This window comes from Geobacter grbiciae, from assembly GCF_018531165.1.
Lineage (GTDB): Bacteria > Desulfobacterota > Desulfuromonadia > Geobacterales > Geobacteraceae > Geobacter > Geobacter metallireducens.
On sequence record NZ_JAHDIW010000005.1, the window covers coordinates 35,286 to 52,072 of the forward strand.

A 16,787-nucleotide genomic window follows, 5' to 3' on the forward strand; every position below is an offset into this window, starting at 1 on the left:
TGCCGATAAAATACAGTATGCTATGAATCCGGTGCCCCGGATTGCTGCTCATTTACATTTTCCTTGAGGATTCCCTGTAGATGTCGACGGAATACAGCAATTACTTTGAAGAGCTCCAGAAGATCAATGTTGCCATCCGTCTCGGTGGAGGCGGATCATTCGACGGTACTGCCGCCATCACTTCCCTCAAGGGGGACCTCGCCTGGCTCGAACTGTACGGCAATGAACAGCCGCCGCGGGGAGCGGTGCAGGTGGGGGCCGAGACATGGGTGTCGGTCTGGACCGGCGGAGCCCTGTGCCGCTGTGACGCCAAGGTCGAGACGGTCCGCGATGACCGTCAGTTTTCCATCCGGCTGGTTGGTGAGGTCAAGGAGACCCAGCGGCGCGAGTACTTCCGGCTTGACGTGTCGCTTCCGGTACTCTACAAGGTGCTCGATACTGTTGCCCCCGAGGATGCGGAGGTCGACTGGAACTCGGACCGGAAGGTATTCTGCCGTCCCCCCGAGTTGGTGCCCACCAGTGACGGCCCAAAGGTCATTGACTGGGACGGCGAGGACGTTGTTCCGGTGAGGACTAACCTGAGTGGCGGGGGGATGCGTTTGCGGGTTTCCCGTCTGGTGGAATCGGGGACCCTCGTGAAGCTGACCCTCTTTCTACCGCTTCCCCAGCCCCGCGTCATCTATGTGGTCGCCGAGGCGCTCCGTTGCCAGGAGATAACCCTGAGCCGGGAGCCGGGCCAGCACTACTCCATGTCACTCAAGTTCATCATGATTGTTGACCGGGACCGGGAGGCGATTATCTCCTACCTCTTCAACGAGCAGCGGCGCGAGCTCATGGCAAAGAACGAGCGGGTTCGATAATAAGCGGGCAGTCGGCGTCGTTTGCACGCAAAAAGGGCCGGGAAGAAATCTCCCCGGCCCTTTTTGCGTGCGTATCCGCAGCCGTTACGGTTTTTGCGTCGTTTCCGGCTCCGCCTTTTCCCCTTCGCCCGAGAGGAGCACGATATCGACCCGGCGGTTTTTTGACCGCCCTTCGGCGGTGGCGTTGTCGGCAATGGGGCGATATTCGCCGAAACCGGCGGCCGAGATGGCGGACGGCTGGAAATCGTAGGATTTGGTCAGGAAGTGGACGATGTTGGTGGCCCGTGCCGTGGAGAGTTCCCAGTTGGAGGGGAAGAGGGGAGAACTGATGGGCATGGTGTCGGTGTGCCCTTCAACCCTGACCGCATTGGAATAGCCGGCCAATGATTCCGCCACCTTGGCGAGCAGGGGATAGGCGCTCTCGCGCACGATGGCGCTTCCCGAATCGAAGAACCCCGCCTCCTTGAGGCTCACCACGAGCCCCCTCTGGGTGATCCCCACGCTGACCTTGGCCTGGGCCCCCTGCTTGACCAGGTAGGCCTCCATGGCTGCCTTGATGGCCCGAAAATCCTTTTCTTCCGCCCGTGCCCTCCCCCCCATCTTCTGCCCCTGGCTCCGTCCCTTGTTGATGAGGTCGGGGGTGATGGTGGGGATGATCCGCATGTCGGTGGAGTCGATCACCACCGGTTTGGCCGCGGAACCCTGGATAGTGGTGAAGCCGAAGGATTCCCGCAGGGACATCATGACCTGTTCCACCTTCTTCTTGTCCGATTGTCCCATGGCGTAGAGTGCTACGAACACGGCAAAGAGAAGGGTGAGAAAGTCGCCGTAGGAGACGAGCCACCGTTCGTGGTTAACGTGTTTTTCTTCTTTCTTCGGCTTTGCCATGGGCGATTACTTCCCTTTCTTCTCGCCGCCTTCCTGAATGAAGGCCTTCAGCTTCTGCTCGATGAAGTGGGGGTTTTCGCCGTTCTGGATGGCGATGAGCCCTTCGATGATCATGTTCTTGCAGATAAGTTCTTCCTTGATGCCGTGCTTGATCTTGGTGCCGAAGGGGAGACAGACGATGTTGGCGGTCATGAGGCCGTAGATGGTGGCAACGAAGGCAACGGCGATGCCGGCACCCAGCTTGGAGGAGTCCGACAGGTTCGCCATGACGTGGATGAGACCGAGGACGGCGCCGATGATACCGATGGTGGGTGCATAGCCGCCGGCCGCCTCGAAGAACTCGGCACTCTGCTTGGAGTGCTCCTCGTAGTAGGCGATCTCGATCTCCAGGGTTTCCCGCAGTTTCTGGGGGTCGATGCCGTCTACCACTAGGGAGATTCCCTTCTTGGTGAAGGCGTCCTTGACGTTCTGGGCCTCCTGCTCCAGGGAGATAAGGCCGTTACGCCGGGCCTTGGCCGCGTAGCCGATGATCTCCTTGATGACCTTCTCGGGGTCGTGCTGGGCAGGAAAGAGGACTTTCCTGATGTCCTTGACCGCTCCGATAATGGTCTTCATCGGATAGCTGACGAAGGCCGCGCCGAAAGTGCCGCCAAGAACGATGAGTGCTGCGGTTGGCTGGATGAGGGCGCCCAAGTGCAGCCCCTCTATCAGTGCGCCTCCGATCACGGCCCCGAAGCCCATTACCAAACCGATGATTGTCGCGATATCCATGCGTTAGTGGTCCCGTAAGAAAAGTAATTGAAGTGTAGGGTTGTGCAAGATTCAGTCCTCAAGGGGGCAGCAGAGACGGTAGATCGTCATCTTCTTGCGGAAAAGGTATTTTTTTGCTTTGCCCGGATTGGCCCGATGGAGGACGAGCGCCTTGAACGTGACGATCTTGTCGACGATTGCGGGAGCCTTCTCCAGCACGAGATACTTCTTGCCGTTGACAAGGGTGATGTGGGTGTCCGGAGTCTCTTCAACTGCTTCAATCAGGTCGGGATTTACCAGGAATTCGCTTCCATCAAGGCGTGTCAGCTTGATCATGGGGCACCTTTTGTCGAGAAGGGATAGTGGCAGCTCTCTCTCTTCATTTCGGTTGCATTGCGAAATACTTTAAAGAAAGCCACATGTGGGACAGCAACTGTCATGCCATACGGGGATTGATAAATATGCACAGTTTATCGGGTATTACAGAAAAAATAACTATTTTTCGGGAAGGTAGAGGATTTGAGCGGCAAAAAAATATTCAAGATTTTGCCGGGCCGGCCGATACGGTTCATAAGGGATATCAGTTGTCAAGGAGGAACCCCATGAACGTGGAATTTTCCAATGTGGCCAGGGTAGTGCCGGGTGGGGCAACCGCGGCGGAACCGGTTAAGCCTTCCCAGGCGGAAGAACGGAACAAGGAAGTTCCCGTCGAGCTGCCGAAAACGGCCCTGAAGGAGTTGTCGCCAACTGAGCAGGAAGAGCGGGCGAAGGCGGCGGCCGACAGGATCAACGAATTCATCGAGTCGTTCACCCGCGATCTTAAGTTCACTATTGACAAGGATTCCGAGAGGGTAGTGCTGAAGGTCGTTGACCGCAAGAGCGGCGACGTGATCAGGCAGATCCCGTCTGAAGAGGCTTTGAAAATAGCGAAGGCCCTTGATGAGCTCAAGGGGTTGATCATCAGAGAACAAGTGTAGGATTCCAGACGCAGGGTTTGTTTTCTTGATGATTGCCGGTCTGAGGCGATGCTGCGTCCTGGTTGTCTGAAGTGTAACTTTGCGAAATGATTATGCTGAGGCAGCGGGCTGTTTTTTGTCTGACTTCATATATGTGTTTGCGTCAAAAAACCGCCTATGGCGGTTTTTTGTTGCCATTGACGATTAACATCAATCGTTCAGGAAGAAACTCTTGTTCTCCTCAAAGGTTTCCTGGAACGTTGCCAATGCCTTTTCCGCTGTATCGGAAGTGAAGCCGAGGAGCATTGCCTCGGGTGCATTGGTCAGGTTCAGGTCGTCGTCGGCATCCCGGTCGCCGATCCCGAGTTTCTTGCAGAACTTGTTGGCCAGGCTCGCCGTGGCGGTGAGGAAGAGGTCGTACTGGTCGGTGATGGGGGCGCTCCCGAACTGATGGTGGTACATGATGGCGGTGGAGAGGGACTCGGGGAAGTTCCACTTCCGGATGACCAGCGCACCCACTTCGGCATGGGAGTACGGGTAAACGCTCCGCTCCGCCTCCGCGAAAGGGATTCCTTCGTTGTAGCAGCGCATCATCACCCCCTGGAACTTCTGGGGGTTGCGGTTACTCATGATGGTTTTGCCAAGGTCGTGGAAAAGCCCCACCAGAAAGCCCGTTTCCTCGTTGATGAACCTTCCCTGGGTGGCAATGACCCTTCCCGCCAGGGCCGCGCCGACGGAGTGTTCCCAGAGCATCTTTTCCGTGAGCCCGAACCGCCTGTTGAGCTGCTTGAGCGATGCGGCGATGACGAGGCTCTTCAGGGTCTTGAAGCCCAGGAGCATGATGGCGGCGGAGAGGGTGTTGATCTGGCGCTGGCAGCCGTAGTAGGCCGAGTTGGAGAGCTTGAGGATGCGGGCAGCCACTGCCGGGTCGGAGGAGACGGCCGTGGCCAGTTTTTCGATGGTGACGTCTTCCTGCTCGATCAGTTCGATGACCTTGGTGGCCACTACGGGGATCGTGGGAAGGTCGACGGCGGACATGATGAGGGTTTCAAGTTCTTTGTTCATGGTATATTACCTGTCGCGTGGAGCGAATGTGCGGCGAAAAAAGTCTCTCCCCGCACGTTGCAAATACCTCGCCCATACCTCTATCCGATTGCGTGGAACCCGCCGAGATGGTATGACTGTACCCGGCATCAACAAAGCTCTGACAGGGAGATAACGGTGAAGGTATCAAGCGCAGAATTCGTCACGAGCGGCACCAGGCCTGCCCATTACCCGCCGCCGGAACTCCCGGAGGTGGCCTTTGCCGGTCGCTCCAATGTCGGAAAATCGTCACTCATCAATGTCCTCGTGAACCGCAAGGGGCTCGTCAGGACCAGTTCCACCCCCGGCCGGACCCAGCTCATCAACTTCTTCCGGGTCAACGAGAGGCTCATGCTGGTGGACCTGCCCGGCTACGGGTTCGCGAAGGTACCCCTGGCAGTAAAGAAGGAATGGGGCCCCATGGTGGAGACCTACCTCTCCACCCGCCCCAACCTGAGTTGCGTAGTCCTCATCGTCGACATTCGCCGGGAGCCCACGGAGGAGGATCAGTTGATGCTCCAGTGGCTGCGGGCCTACAACGTCGCCGTCCTTGTGGTGGTGACCAAATGCGACAAGGTGTCCAAGAATGAGCGGGCCAAGCAGGCGGCGATCATCACCCGTACCTTGGGGCTAGCCCGGGACGAGATGGCCTTCTTCTCCGCCCTCTCCAAGGAGGGGCGCGACGAGGTGTGGGCGCGGATCGAGGCGCTGCTGGCCGCCGGCCAGGAGGAGGCGGAGGAGTCGGGTGAGTGAATGGCACTCCGTTTCAGCCGTTGACATTCAGTCGCCCCCTCTGCTAGAACTAGCGGTACAACAAAATACATTTTACGTTCAGGTGCTTTTGCCGCATGGCAGAAGGTAAAAGGGAAAAGGGTGTGACTCCCTTGCTGTCCCGCAACTGTGAACGGTGATGAAAGCCGCAACGATGCCACTGATCTGGTTTCCATGATGAAACCCCGGGAAGGCGCGGCGAGTAAAGTGATCCGTGAGCCAGGAAACCTGCCTGACTGTCAGCTTTGCAGGACCTCCGTGGAAGAGGCTCCGAGGCCCGGCGTTCGGCTTTTCACCGGTTTTTGGACCCCGCATTCCTTCAGGAGGCGGGGTTTTTTATTTATGGCGCCAGTGATTTTCATAACCGGGGGAGCCCGCAGCGGCAAGAGCCGGCTGGCCGAGCGCATCGCGGGGGGGTTCGGTGTCCCCCTGGGCTACCTGGCCACCGGAACCGCCGGCGACGGGGAGATGGCGGAGCGGATTGCCCGCCACCGGCAGCGGCGGGGTGACGCCTGGACCACCATCGAAGAGCCGCTTGATCTTGCCGGCGTCCTCCGGGAGAACGACGGCCGCTTCGGCGCCATCCTCGTGGACTGTGTGACCCTCTGGCTCACGAATCTCCTTCTTGCCTGCGACGATCCTGCCCGGTGTGTGGTGAGAGTCAAAGAATTGACGTCGCTTTTCCCCCAGCTCACGACCCCGCTGGTCCTCGTCTCCAATGAGGTGGGGATGGGGATTGTTCCCGAGAACCGGCTTGCCCGCCAGTTCCGGGACTTGGCCGGAGAGGCCAACGAGATGATCGCCGCCGCGGCCGGCGAGGTTTACGTAACCTTCAGCGGACTGCCGTTGAGATTGAAGTGAACGTGTAGGGGCGCTGCTTGTGTGGTTGAAGAAGGGCGCGGCGAGCGGCGCCCCTACGAATAATCTTGAAAAGAGGTACTCTATGACCCTGTTGACCGAAACCCTGTCAAATATCCGTCCCGTGGACGCCGGCCTCATGGCCCAGGCCCAGGCGCGGCTCGACAACAAGACCAAGCCCATCGGCTCCCTCGGCCGCCTTGAGGAGTTCGCCCGGCGCACCGTGGCCATTAGCGGGAGCCTGGACCCCTCCACGGCGAAGAAAGCGATCTTCACCTTCGCCGCCGACCACGGGGTGGTGGAGGAGGGAGTTTCCGCCTTCCCGAAGGAGGTGACGGTCCAGATGGTCTTCAACTTCCTCAAGGGAGGGGCCGGGATCAACGTGCTTGCCAACCACGTGGGTGCTGATGTCCTCGTGGTGGACATGGGGATCGATCATGATTTCGGCGACACCCCCGGCCTCATCGGCCGCAAGGTGGCCCGCGGTACCCGCAACATGGCGAAGGGGCCGGCCATGACCCGGGAGGAGGCCGTGACGGCCCTGGAAGCGGGGATCGAACTGGCTTGCGGCTGCAAGGCCGACGGAGTTGCCATGGCGGGTACCGGGGAGATGGGAATCGGCAACACGACGGCGGCATCGGCCATCATCGCCGCCTTCTCCGGGAAAACCGTCGCCGACGTGACTCACCGGGGAACCGGCATCAATGACGCGGCACTGGCGAAGAAGGTCACGATCATCGAGCAGGCCCTTGCCGTGAACCGCCCCGACCCGAAGGACCCCATCGACGTCCTCGCCAAGGTGGGGGGGGTGGAGATCGCCGGTATCGCCGGCCTTGTCCTCGGCTGCGCCGCCAATCGGATTCCGGTGGTGGTGGACGGCTTCATCTCCACGGCCGGCGCCCTCATCGCCTGCGAGCTTTGCCCCACAGTGAAGGAGTACATTTTCGCGGCCCACGAGTCGGTGGAGATCGGCCACCGGTTCATGCTGGAGCGGATCGGCGCGGAACCGATCCTCGATCTGCACCTGCGCCTCGGCGAGGGGACCGGAGCGGCTCTGGCCATGGGGCTCATCGAAGCGGGAGTCAAGATTCTGAAAGAGATGGCCACCTTCGCGGAGGCCGGCGTGGAAAAAGGCCAGGACCAGTAACCGGGGACCAGGGACTGGGGAAACCTTTATCCAACCGATGAACGGGATCAGGAATATGAATATGCTGAAGTCGCAGGAGCAGAAGAGGTTTTTTACCGGTCCCCGGTCCCCGGTCCCCAGTCCCCGCCTTTTCTTCATCGCCTTCCAGTTCCTGACCATCATCCCCCTGCCGTTCACCCTCCGCTGGGAGGAGAACGACCTGGGGCGCTCCATGGCATTCTTTCCCCTGGCTGGGCTCACCATCGGGGGGCTCCTGGCCGGGGCTGACTTTCTCCTGGCGGAGTTTCTGCCCCGCCCGGTTGAGGACCTCCTCCTGGTGGCGCTCCTGGCGGCCATGACCGGGGCGCTCCACCACGACGGGCTCGCCGATGTCTGCGACGGTCTGGCTGCCCGGGGGAGCCGGGAACGTTTCCTGGCGGTGATGAAGGATTCGCGCATTGGCGCCGTGGGGGTGGTGGGGCTCGTGCTGGGGCTTCTCCTCAAGTACCAGGCCCTTCTGGCCCTTTCCCCCGAGGTGAAGCGCCAGGCACTCTTCTTCTTCCCGGCCGTGGCCCGCTTCGCCCAGGTGCAGATGACCGTCGGCTCCCGGCGGGCACGGGAGGACGGCCTCGGCGCCGCCTGCATCGCCGGGGCCGGTGTGACACAGCTTCTGGTGGCTGGGGCCATAACTCTTGCTGCGACGTATTTTCTTCTCGGCATGAAGGGGATCGGTTGCTGGGCGGTCCTCTCCCTCTTCACGGCCGGGACAAAGGCCTGGTCCCACCGGCGCCTCGGCGGGGTGACCGGCGATGTCATCGGCTGTGCCAGTGAGTTGAACGAAATTATCTGCCTGCTGATTATTGTGGGCATGCAGAAGATGTAAGGAAAGCGACATGACACCAAAAACACGGATTCATCTCATCCGCCACGGCGAAGTTGAAGGGGCCGGGCCGGTGCGCCGTTATAACGGCCATACCGACGTGGCCCTCTCGGAGCGGGGGCGGAGCCAGTACCACGCCATCAAGGAGCGCTTTGCGGACGCCCCCATAACGGCCCTCTATACGAGCGATCTCCGGCGCTGTGCCTGGGGGGCCGAGGTGCTCGGCTCCCACCTGGGTCTCACCCCGGTGCGGAAACCGGAGCTGCGGGAGATGGGGGTGGGGATCTGGGAGGGCAAGAGCTGGCCCGAGCTTATGGAACAGTACCCTGCAGAGTGGCAGGCCCGGCTCGACGACATCGTCAACTACCGGGTCCCCCAGGGGGAAAGTGTCCTCGACGTGCACGGCCGGGTGATGCCGGTCATCAATGACATCGTGGAGCGCCACCGGGGTGAGGAAGTCCTCGTGGTGGCCCACGGCGGGGTGAACCGGATCATCCTCCTGAACGCCATCGGCGCCCCCCTTTCGAGCCTTTTCGCCATCGAGCAGACCTACTGTTGCCTGAACATTATCGACTACTTCGCCGACGGCAACACCGTCGTGAAGCTGGTGAACGGCTGACGTCATGAAATCAATCATCATCGCAGCGCCCCACAGCGGGTCGGGCAAGACGACCATCACCCTCGGCATCATGGAGTGCCTGAAGCGGCGCGGACTCACGGTGGCCCCCTTCAAGGTGGGGCCCGACTTCATCGATCCCGGTTATCACCGCCTCATCTGCGGCCGTCCCTCCGTCAACCTGGACGGCTGGATGTGCGGAGGCGACTTCGTGCAGGAGACCTTCTTTCACCACGCCGCCGGCGCCGACATCGCCGTCGTCGAGGGGGTCATGGGGCTCTTTGACGGCATCGGCGGCGTGTCGGACGAGGGGAGCACCGCGGAGGTGGCGAAGCTCCTGGGGGGGCCGGTGGTCCTTGTGGCGGACGCCAAGGGGCAGGCCCGCAGCGTCGCCGCCCTGGTGAAGGGGTTTGCCGATTTCGACCCCGAGGTGAGGGTTGTGGGGGTCATCTTCAATAACGTGGCGAGCGATGCCCACGGCCGCATCCTGCGGGAGGCCGTGGAAAGCCATTTCCCCGACGTACGGGTTTTGGGGTGCATCCCCCGCGACGAGAGCCTCTCCATCCCCTCGCGGCACCTGGGGCTCTTCACCGTAGATGAGAACCCCCTCCCGGCGGAGTTTCTCGATCACCTCGTGGAGGTGGTCCGGGAGCATGTGGATCTGGGGATGCTCTGGAGCGTGGCCACCCTTCAGGGGGCGTCTGATGTAAAGAGGCGGCAGGATGCGCCGCACCGGGAACCGGTCCGGATCGGCGTTGCCCGCGATGCCGCCTTCTGCTTCGTCTACGAGGACAATCTGCGGCTCCTGCGTGAGGCCGGCGCGGAGCTGGTGGAGTTCTCTCCCCTGGCCGACAGGGAACTTCCCGAAGGGGTTGCGGGGCTCTACCTTCCCGGCGGGTATCCGGAGGTTTTCGCCGACGTTCTGGCAGACAACACTCCCATGAAGGATGCGGTGCGCGGGGCGGTGGTCGGGGGGATGCCGGTCTATGCCGAGTGCGGCGGGTTCATCTACCTTTCCCGGGGGGTGACTGGCATGCGGGATGATCTGGAATCGTTCAACGAATTTGTCGGCATCTTCCCCGTCGCCACCCTGATGCTCCCCCGCCGCAAGGCCCTGGGGTATCGGGAGGTGGAGCTTGCCGCAGACTCCATCATCGGCCCCGTTGGCACCATGGCCCGGGGGCACGAGTTCCACTACTCGGAGATGGAGGCGATGCCCCCCGAGGTGGAGCGCCTCTACCGGGTGCGCCGGGCCGGCATCGACCTGGGAACGGAAGGGTATCGCCACCGGAACTGTCTTGCCTCCTACGTCCATATCCACTTCGGGAGTTGCCCGGATATGGCGGAGGCGTTCGTGAACCATTGCCGAAACTACGCACAAAGGAGCCATTCGTGAAAACCCAGATCGAGATCGCCCGTGAGGGCACCATTTCTTCCCAGATGATGGCCGTGGCAGCCGAAGAGCATGTTTCCCCCGACTATGTTCGGCAGATGGTTGCCGAGGGGAAGATTGTGATCCCCGGGAACCACAACCGCAAACCCCGGGCCATTGGCATCGGCAAAGGGCTTCGCACCAAGGTGAACGCCTCCATCGGCACCTCCTCCGACATCATCGATTACGAGGCTGAGGTGCGCAAAGCCCGGGCTGCCCAGGAGTCCGGGGCCGACACCCTCATGGAGCTCTCCGTTGGCGGTGATCTGGACCGGGTGCGGCGGGAGGTGATCGCCGCCGTGGATCTCCCCGTGGGGAACGTCCCCCTCTACCAGGCCTTCTGCGAGGCGGCCCGCAAGTACGGTGATCCCAATAAACTGGATCCGGAGATGCTCTTCGACCTGATCGAAAAGCAGTGCGAGGACGGCATGGCCTTCATGGCGGTCCACTGCGGCATCAACCTCTATACCATCGAGCGCCTGAAGCGGCAGGGGTACCGCTACGGCGGCCTCGTCTCCAAGGGGGGGGTCAGCATGGTGGCCTGGATGATGGCCAACAGGCGGGAAAATCCCCTCTACGAGCAATTCGACCGGGTAACTTCGATTCTCAGGAAATACGACACGGTCCTCTCCCTGGGGAACGGCCTTCGGGCCGGCGCCATCCACGACTCCTCGGACCGGGCCCAGATTCAGGAACTCCTTATCAACTGCGAGCTGGCGGAATTGGGGCGCGAGATGGGGTGCCAGATGCTCGTGGAGGGGCCGGGGCACGTGCCGCTCGACGAGGTGAAGGGGAATATCCAGCTCCAGAAGCGGATGAGCGGCGGCGCCCCCTACTACATGCTGGGCCCCATATCCACCGACGTGGCTCCCGGCTTCGACCACATCACCGCCGCCATCGGCGCGGCCCAGTCCTCCCGCTACGGCGCCGACCTCATCTGTTACATCACCCCGGCCGAGCACCTGGCCCTCCCCAACGAGGAGGATGTCCGCCAGGGGGTGAAGGCGGCGAAGATCGCCGCCTACATCGGCGACATGAACAAGTACCCGGAGCGGGGCCGGGAGCGGGACAAAGAGATGTCCAAGGCCCGCCGCGACCTGGATTGGCAGAAGCAGTTCGAGCTGGCCCTCTTCCCGGAGGATGCCAAAGCCATCCGTGCCAGCCGCACCCCCGAGGACGAGGCCACCTGCACCATGTGCGGCGACTTCTGCGCCTCCCGGGGGGCGGGGAAGCTCTTTGCGGCGGATCTTCGGGGGGATAAGATCTGAGCGGCGACTTGGTTGTGCAAGGTATAAAAAAGGTATAAAATTGGTGTCATGAATTTCGAGTTCGATCCGGAAAAAAGCGCGATCAACAAGCAGAAGCACGGGATCGATTTTGTCGAGGCCCAGATCCTCTGGGATGACCCCGATTTGATCGAAATCCCCGCCAAAACAACGGACGAGCCTCGATTTCTGATCATAGGCATCGCCAACGGCAAACACTGGTCCGGGGTCATTACTTATCGGGGCGAGAAGGTCCGCATTATCTCGGTTCGCCGTTCGCGGAGCGAGGAGGTAGCCATTTATGAAGGCTAAGGAATTTGAAAAGAAATTCGAGGATGGCGAAGACGTCATGCAATACCTCGATCTGTCGCGGGCGCGTCGGCCCGAGCAGGAGCAGAAACGGGTGAACGTGGATTTTCCCCTCTGGATGATCCATGAGCTGGACAAGGAAGCAAAGCGGCTCGGCGTGCCCCGGCAATCCATAATCAAGGTATGGGTGGCGGAACGCCTGAAAAAGGCATCATGATTCGTGCCATCGTACTCCTGATCATTTTGCTGGCCTCTCCCGCCCATGCCATGCACATCTCCGAGGGAATCCTCCCCTTCAACTGGGCGCTCCTCTGGTTCGCGGTGGCGGCGCCGTTCCTGGCGGTGGGGCTCAGGCGGCTCAACGAGCTTTCCCGGGACGACCTCTCCATGAAGCCGCTGGTGGGGCTCATGGCGGCGGTGGTCTTTATCATCTCCTGCATGCCGATCCCGGTCCCCAGCGCCGGCACCTGTTCCCACCCCTGCGGTACCGGTATCTCGGCCATCCTGGTGGGACCCTTCGTGTCGGTGGTCATCGCCGCGGTGGCACTCCTCATTCAGGCGCTCCTCCTGGCCCACGGGGGGCTGTCGACCCTGGGGGCCGACATTGTCTCCATGGGGGTGGTGGGCTCCTTTGCCGGCTGGTTCGTGTTCCGGGGGATGCGCCGCCTGGGAGGAAGTCTTGCGGTTGCAGGGTTCGCTGCGGGGCTTGCGGCCGACTGGGCCACCTACCTCGCCACATCAGGGGAACTGGCTGCCGGCATCCGGGGGAGTGAGCCCTTTATCCCCCTCTTCCTGAAGATTGCCGTGGCCTTTATCCCGACCCAGCTTCCCCTGGGGATTCTCGAAGGGGCCATGACCGCCGGCATGGTGGTGCTCCTCTCCCGCAAGCGGCCCGACCTGCTGGTGAAGATGCGGGTGCTCCGGGCCGAAGAGGTGGCGGCGTGAGAATTTTTTTGCTGGTTGCGGTACTCTGGTGTGGTGTAGTGTTGGGCGGCTGGGCGGCCGCCGGCGACAAGTGGTCGGGGGTCGACGAGACAGTGGTGGAAAAAATCGCCAGGGAGCAGGGGCGGAGAGCCCATGCCCCCCTCATTAATACCGACCAGGGTGACCTTCTGCTTTTCGTTTTCCTGGCAGCCGGTGCCGTTGGGGGATTCGCGGCGGGATACTGGTGGCGGATGCTCGTCACGGAAAAGGGGAACGGTTCGAAGCGGGGAGAACCATAACCATGCACCGACTCTCGCACCCCGTATCGACCCCAAATCCCGTCACCCTGCTCGACCCCCGCGTGAAGCTCGTTTCGGCCCTGGCGCTTCTCGTGATGGTGGTCAGCTGCACGGGGTTCGCCTTTCCGCTCCTGGCGGCGGCCCTGGGCCTTGCACTCTGCCTCTGGCTGGGAGTACCGGCGCGGCTGATCTTCGTGCGGTTTGCCGAGCCCCTTTTCATCGCGGCGGTGGTGCTCATCCTCAAGACCTTCTTCAGTGGCACCGAGCCCCTGTTCAGCGTCCATCCCTTCGGCCTGGAGATCGTGGCCCACCGTGACGGCCTCGCCGAGGGGGGCGCCATCGCGGCCCGGATCGCGGGTGCCGTGGCGGTTGTGGCGGCGGTTGGGTTCGCCACCCCCTTTACCGACCTCATGGCGGCGCTCTCATGGCTGCGGGTTCCCCAGGGACTCATCGACGTGGCCCTCTTTGCCTGGCGCTACCTCTTCGTCCTCTTCGACGACGCCCAGGTGGTCTACGCTGCCCAGCGGAACCGCCTTGGCTATGCCGGCTTCCGGCGGGGGTTGCGCTCCTTCGGGATGCTGGCCGGCACTCTGGTCATCAAGGCCTTTGACACGAGCCAGACCATCACCACCGCCATGGTGCAGCGGGGGTACGACGGGAACCTTCCCCTTTTGAAGCACCGCCCTTTCAGGGCCGAAGAGGTGACTGCATCGGTTCTCTTCGTGGCGGCCATGGGGATGCTGCGGTGGCTCTAGCGCGCCTCTCCGTGGATATCCGGGCCTTCACCTACCCCGACGGCACCCGGGCCCTGTCCGACATCCGGCTGGAGGTGGGGCGGGGAGAGTTCTGCGGTATCCTCGGCTCCAACGGCTCGGGGAAGACGACCCTCCTCAGGCTCATGGACGGCCTCGTCAAAGAGTATGACGGTCAGGTGCTCCTGGACGGCCGGGACGTGCGGAAGCTCCATCCCCGGGATATCTACCGGACCGTGGGGCTCGTGTTCCAGAATCCCGATGACCAGCTCTTTGCCCACACGGTCTTCGAGGACGTGGCCTTCGGCCCCCGCAACATGGGGTTTGGGGAGGCGGAGGTTAAGGGGCGGGTGGAGGAGGCTCTGGCCGCGGTGGAAATGGGGGAGCTGGCCGGCAAGAATATCCACGCCCTCAGCTACGGCCAGAAGAAGCGGGTCTGCATCGCCGGGCTCCTGGCCATGGGGCATGAGGTGCTCCTCATGGACGAGCCCACCGCCGGCCTCGATCCCATGGGGGAGTACCGGATGATGGAACTCCTGACTCGGCTCAATCGCGACCAGGGGGTGACCGTCGTCATGGCGACCCACTCGGTGGACCTGGTCCCCCTCTTCCTCCACCGGCTCCACATCCTGAGCCGGGGGAAGATCGTCCGGAGCGGTCCTCCCGAGGAGGTCTTCACCGCACCAGCCGAACTGGAAAGCGTCAAGCTGCGGCTTCCCCACATCGCCGAGCTGATCCACCGGCTGAAGCATGAGGACGGCCTTCCCTTCCGGCGGCTTCCCCTCACCATTGGCGAGGCGCGGCGGGAGATTGTCGAAGTAATGGAAATGAAAAGGAGCAGTTCATGAAAACCGCAATCTTGCTGATGGCCCACGGGAGCCGCATTGCCGAGGCCAACGACGCCGTGCGGGAGATCGCCGCCATGGTGAAGGAGATGACCGGCTACGACATCGTGGAGGTGTCGTTCCGGGAGCAGCACCTCCCCAACATCCAGGAGGGGATCGACGCCTGCGTGGCGAAAGGGGCGAGGCGGGTGCTGCTGATGCCCTACTTCCTCTTCGTGGGGGCCCACGTCCAGGAGGACCTTCCCGAGGAGATGGCCCAGGCCCGGGAGCGCTACCCCAAAGTCGAATTCGCCATGGGGCCGCACCTTGGTGTTCACCGCAAGCTTGCCGAGGTGGAAGTGGAGCGGATCGCCGAGGCCCTTACCGCCACGGGGTGGCGCTGATGTCGGTCCACCTCGCCCCCGAGGAGATCGAGGCCGAATCGTTCCGCCTCATCGATGAAGAAGTGGGAACCCATCCCTGGGGGCCTGCCGAGTGGCCGGTGGTGCGGCGGGCGATCCACACGAGCGCCGATTTCGACTACGTCCGCACCATGGTCTTCTCCCCCCGGGCCGTGGACCGCGCTGTGGTGGCACTGCGGAAGGGGGTGGGGATTGTCACCGACACCACCATGGCCCTGGCGGGGATTGCCAAGCCGCGGCTCGAGCGTTTCGGCATCGATGCCGCCTGCTTCGTGGCCGACCCGGAGGTGGCCCGGGAGGCGAAGGCGCTCGGCATTACCCGTTCTATTGTGGCCATGCGCAGGGGTGCGGCAGACGGAGGGAACGGCATCTTTGTCATCGGCAACGCTCCTACGGCCCTCTTCGAGCTGTTGCGTCTCATCCGCGAGGAAGGGGTGCGGCCGGCGCTGATCGTGGGGCTGCCGGTGGGGTTCGTGGGGGCCGCAGAGAGCAAGGAGGCCCTTCTGGCCCTGGAGGATGAGTTTCCCGACATCCCCTTCATCACCAACCGGGGGCGCAAGGGGGGGTCCAACGTGGCCGCTGCCGTGGTGAATGCGCTCCTGATCCTGGCGGAGGAGGCGGGGTAGGGTGACTCCTGCCGGCCACGTTCCATGAACACGAAACCACTCCGTCACGGTTACACCACCGGCGCCTGTGCCGCCGCCGCCGCCAAGGGGGCAGCCCGGATGCTTCGGGAGCAGCGTCCCGTGGAGGAGGTGGAGCTCGTCCTTCCCACAGGAGAGCGGGTCGCTTTCCGCCTCCATGGCCAGGAATTTGATGACAGCGCTGCCTCCTGCTTCGTGGTGAAGGACGCGGGGGACGACCCCGACGTGACCAACGGCGCCGAGATCCATGCCCGGGTCCGGCGTGAGTCCCTGAACCGCTCCGGCGCCCGGACCATGGTCTTCGTGGACGGCGGGAAGGGGGTCGGCACGGTGACCAAACCGGGGCTCGGGGTGGGGGTGGGGAATCCGGCCATCAACCCGGTGCCGATGCGGATGATCACCGAGGGGGTGAAGAAAGAGTTCTCCGTCGTCTGCCTTCCCCAGGTTCTCCACGTCACCATCTCCATCCCCAACGGCGAGGAACTGGCGAAGAAGACCCTCAATGCCCGCCTCGGCATCGTGGGGGGGCTCTCCATCCTCGGCACCACCGGCATCGTGCGCCCCATCTCCACCAAGGCCTGGACCGATACCCTCGATGCTGCCCTGGACGTGGCCCGGGCCTGCGGCTGCGAAACGATTGTCCTCTCCACGGGGAGGACCAGCGAGTTGGTGGCTATAAAGGCCGGGATCGGGGACCGGGGACCGGGGACCGGGAAAACCTTGCCCGAAGAGGCCTATGTGATGATGGGGGACCACGTGGGGTACGCGCTCCGGGCCTGCGCCCGCAAGGGGGTGCGTCACGTTATCCTGGTGGGGCAGTTCGCCAAGCTCCTCAAGATTGCCTGCGGCCACGAGCAGACCCACGTCTCCTCCTCGGAGCTGGATCTGCAAATGCTGGCGGAGTGGCTTCACGAATTGGGTTCCCGGTCCCCGGTCCTCGGCCCCTGGTCCCGGTACAACACCGCCCGCCAGGTGCTGGAGGAGTCGGGTAACGACTCGCTCTTCATGGAGCTCGTCTGTACCCGGGCCCGTGATGCGGCCCGGCGCCTGGCCCCTTCCCTCGACATCAAGGTTTTGCTGGCAGGGTACGATTCAACGGTGCTATATTTCGGGTAAAATTTCGGCATG

The 16,787-nt window shown here is 62.5% G+C and carries 21 protein-coding genes, 1 pseudogene and 1 riboswitch; of the genes and pseudogenes, 18 read left to right on the plus strand and 4 right to left on the minus strand.

All coding sequences use genetic code 11. The annotated features are described in order from the left end of the window. Positions 1-80 precede the first annotated feature (80 nt). Complete coding sequence (locus KJB29_RS08365; RefSeq protein ID WP_215734216.1) at positions 81-860, plus strand: PilZ-like domain-containing protein; 780 nt, start codon at positions 81-83, stop codon at positions 858-860. Between the two features lie 84 nt (positions 861-944). Here KJB29_RS08365 and KJB29_RS08370 read toward each other — a convergent pair whose 3' ends face one another. The 3 genes from KJB29_RS08370 to KJB29_RS08380 are packed head-to-tail and all read right to left on the minus strand — an operon-like array spanning position 945 to position 2,834. Beyond that, positions 945-1,748, minus strand: coding sequence for an OmpA/MotB family protein (locus KJB29_RS08370; RefSeq protein ID WP_004513829.1), 804 nt, complete (start codon positions 1,746-1,748; stop codon positions 945-947). Between the two features lie 6 nt (positions 1,749-1,754). After that, positions 1,755-2,519 (minus strand): flagellar motor protein, encoded by a 765-nt coding sequence (locus KJB29_RS08375; RefSeq protein ID WP_215734217.1) that lies wholly within the window; start codon positions 2,517-2,519, stop codon positions 1,755-1,757. 51 nt (positions 2,520-2,570) lie between these two features. Further along, positions 2,571-2,834, minus strand: coding sequence for a flagellar FlbD family protein (locus KJB29_RS08380; RefSeq protein ID WP_004513831.1), 264 nt, complete (start codon positions 2,832-2,834; stop codon positions 2,571-2,573). A gap of 266 nt (positions 2,835-3,100) precedes the next feature. On the opposite strand from KJB29_RS08380, the gene KJB29_RS08385 reads away from it, so the two are divergent. Beyond that, a complete protein-coding gene (locus KJB29_RS08385; RefSeq protein WP_215734218.1) occupies positions 3,101-3,475 on the plus strand; it encodes a flagellar protein FlaG in 375 nt (124 codons plus the stop codon). Between the two features lie 189 nt (positions 3,476-3,664). On the opposite strand, the gene KJB29_RS08390 is transcribed toward KJB29_RS08385, so the two are convergent. After that, entirely contained in the window at positions 3,665-4,519 is an 855-nt protein-coding gene (locus KJB29_RS08390) for an HDOD domain-containing protein (protein WP_215734219.1), read from the minus strand. Positions 4,520-4,675: 156 nt separating this feature from the next. On the opposite strand from KJB29_RS08390, the gene yihA reads away from it, so the two are divergent. The 16 genes and pseudogenes from yihA to KJB29_RS08465 all read left to right on the plus strand — a co-directional run bounded on the left by yihA (position 4,676) and on the right by KJB29_RS08465 (position 16,775). Continuing rightward, positions 4,676-5,290: a ribosome biogenesis GTP-binding protein YihA/YsxC gene (gene yihA, locus KJB29_RS08395; protein ID WP_215734220.1), complete on the plus strand. Its 615-nt coding sequence runs from the start codon at positions 4,676-4,678 to the stop codon at positions 5,288-5,290. A gap of 63 nt (positions 5,291-5,353) precedes the next feature. After that, positions 5,354-5,558: riboswitch (cobalamin riboswitch) on the plus strand. 92 nt (positions 5,559-5,650) lie between these two features. Next, entirely contained in the window at positions 5,651-6,169 is a 519-nt protein-coding gene (cobU, locus tag KJB29_RS08400) for a bifunctional adenosylcobinamide kinase/adenosylcobinamide-phosphate guanylyltransferase (protein WP_215734221.1), read from the plus strand. An 82-nt stretch (positions 6,170-6,251) separates the two neighbouring features. Further along, a complete protein-coding gene (gene cobT / locus KJB29_RS08405; protein WP_215734222.1) occupies positions 6,252-7,313 on the plus strand; it encodes a nicotinate-nucleotide--dimethylbenzimidazole phosphoribosyltransferase in 1,062 nt (353 codons plus the stop codon). A gap of 61 nt (positions 7,314-7,374) precedes the next feature. After that, positions 7,375-8,175, plus strand: a complete 801-nt coding sequence (gene cobS, locus KJB29_RS08410) for an adenosylcobinamide-GDP ribazoletransferase (RefSeq protein WP_246560969.1) — start codon at positions 7,375-7,377, stop codon at positions 8,173-8,175. Between the two features lie 10 nt (positions 8,176-8,185). Further along, on the plus strand, positions 8,186-8,791 hold the full coding sequence (cobC, locus tag KJB29_RS08415; protein ID WP_004513838.1) for an alpha-ribazole phosphatase: 606 nt from the start codon (positions 8,186-8,188) through the stop codon (positions 8,789-8,791). A gap of 4 nt (positions 8,792-8,795) precedes the next feature. Next, complete coding sequence (locus KJB29_RS08420) at positions 8,796-10,184, plus strand: cobyrinic acid a,c-diamide synthase CobB (protein ID WP_215734223.1); 1,389 nt, start codon at positions 8,796-8,798, stop codon at positions 10,182-10,184. Beyond that, positions 10,181-11,488 carry a phosphomethylpyrimidine synthase ThiC gene (gene thiC / locus KJB29_RS08425; RefSeq protein WP_215734224.1) on the plus strand — a complete coding sequence of 436 codons (1,308 nt, stop codon included), beginning with the start codon at positions 10,181-10,183 and terminating at the stop codon, positions 11,486-11,488. The genes KJB29_RS08420 and thiC overlap by 4 nt, the downstream gene beginning before the upstream one ends. Positions 11,489-11,536: 48 nt before the next feature. Next, on the plus strand, positions 11,537-11,797 hold the full coding sequence (locus KJB29_RS08430) for a BrnT family toxin (RefSeq protein ID WP_215734225.1): 261 nt from the start codon (positions 11,537-11,539) through the stop codon (positions 11,795-11,797). Then, positions 11,787-12,011, plus strand: coding sequence for a type II toxin-antitoxin system BrnA family antitoxin (brnA, locus tag KJB29_RS08435; RefSeq protein ID WP_215734226.1), 225 nt, complete (start codon positions 11,787-11,789; stop codon positions 12,009-12,011). The genes KJB29_RS08430 and brnA overlap by 11 nt, the downstream gene beginning before the upstream one ends. Then, positions 12,008-12,739, plus strand: coding sequence for an energy-coupling factor ABC transporter permease (locus KJB29_RS08440; protein ID WP_343213551.1), 732 nt, complete (start codon positions 12,008-12,010; stop codon positions 12,737-12,739). The genes brnA and KJB29_RS08440 overlap by 4 nt, the downstream gene beginning before the upstream one ends. A 59-nt stretch (positions 12,740-12,798) precedes the next feature. Beyond that, positions 12,799-13,017: pseudogene (locus KJB29_RS19690) on the plus strand (cobalt transporter); the annotation flags it as partial. 2 nt (positions 13,018-13,019) lie between these two features. After that, positions 13,020-13,772 (plus strand): cobalt ECF transporter T component CbiQ, encoded by a 753-nt coding sequence (gene cbiQ, locus KJB29_RS08445; RefSeq protein ID WP_215734227.1) that lies wholly within the window; start codon positions 13,020-13,022, stop codon positions 13,770-13,772. Then, positions 13,763-14,617, plus strand: coding sequence for an energy-coupling factor ABC transporter ATP-binding protein (locus tag KJB29_RS08450; RefSeq protein WP_215734228.1), 855 nt, complete (start codon positions 13,763-13,765; stop codon positions 14,615-14,617). The genes cbiQ and KJB29_RS08450 overlap by 10 nt, the downstream gene beginning before the upstream one ends. Further along, complete coding sequence (locus KJB29_RS08455) at positions 14,614-14,997, plus strand: sirohydrochlorin chelatase (RefSeq protein WP_215734229.1); 384 nt, start codon at positions 14,614-14,616, stop codon at positions 14,995-14,997. Before KJB29_RS08450 ends, KJB29_RS08455 begins: the two co-directional genes overlap by 4 nt. Next, positions 14,997-15,641 (plus strand): precorrin-8X methylmutase, encoded by a 645-nt coding sequence (locus KJB29_RS08460; RefSeq protein WP_215734230.1) that lies wholly within the window; start codon positions 14,997-14,999, stop codon positions 15,639-15,641. Before KJB29_RS08455 ends, KJB29_RS08460 begins: the two co-directional genes overlap by 1 nt. 24 nt (positions 15,642-15,665) lie before the next feature. Then, positions 15,666-16,775 (plus strand): cobalt-precorrin-5B (C(1))-methyltransferase, encoded by a 1,110-nt coding sequence (locus KJB29_RS08465; RefSeq protein ID WP_215734231.1) that lies wholly within the window; start codon positions 15,666-15,668, stop codon positions 16,773-16,775. Positions 16,776-16,787 lie beyond the last annotated feature (12 nt).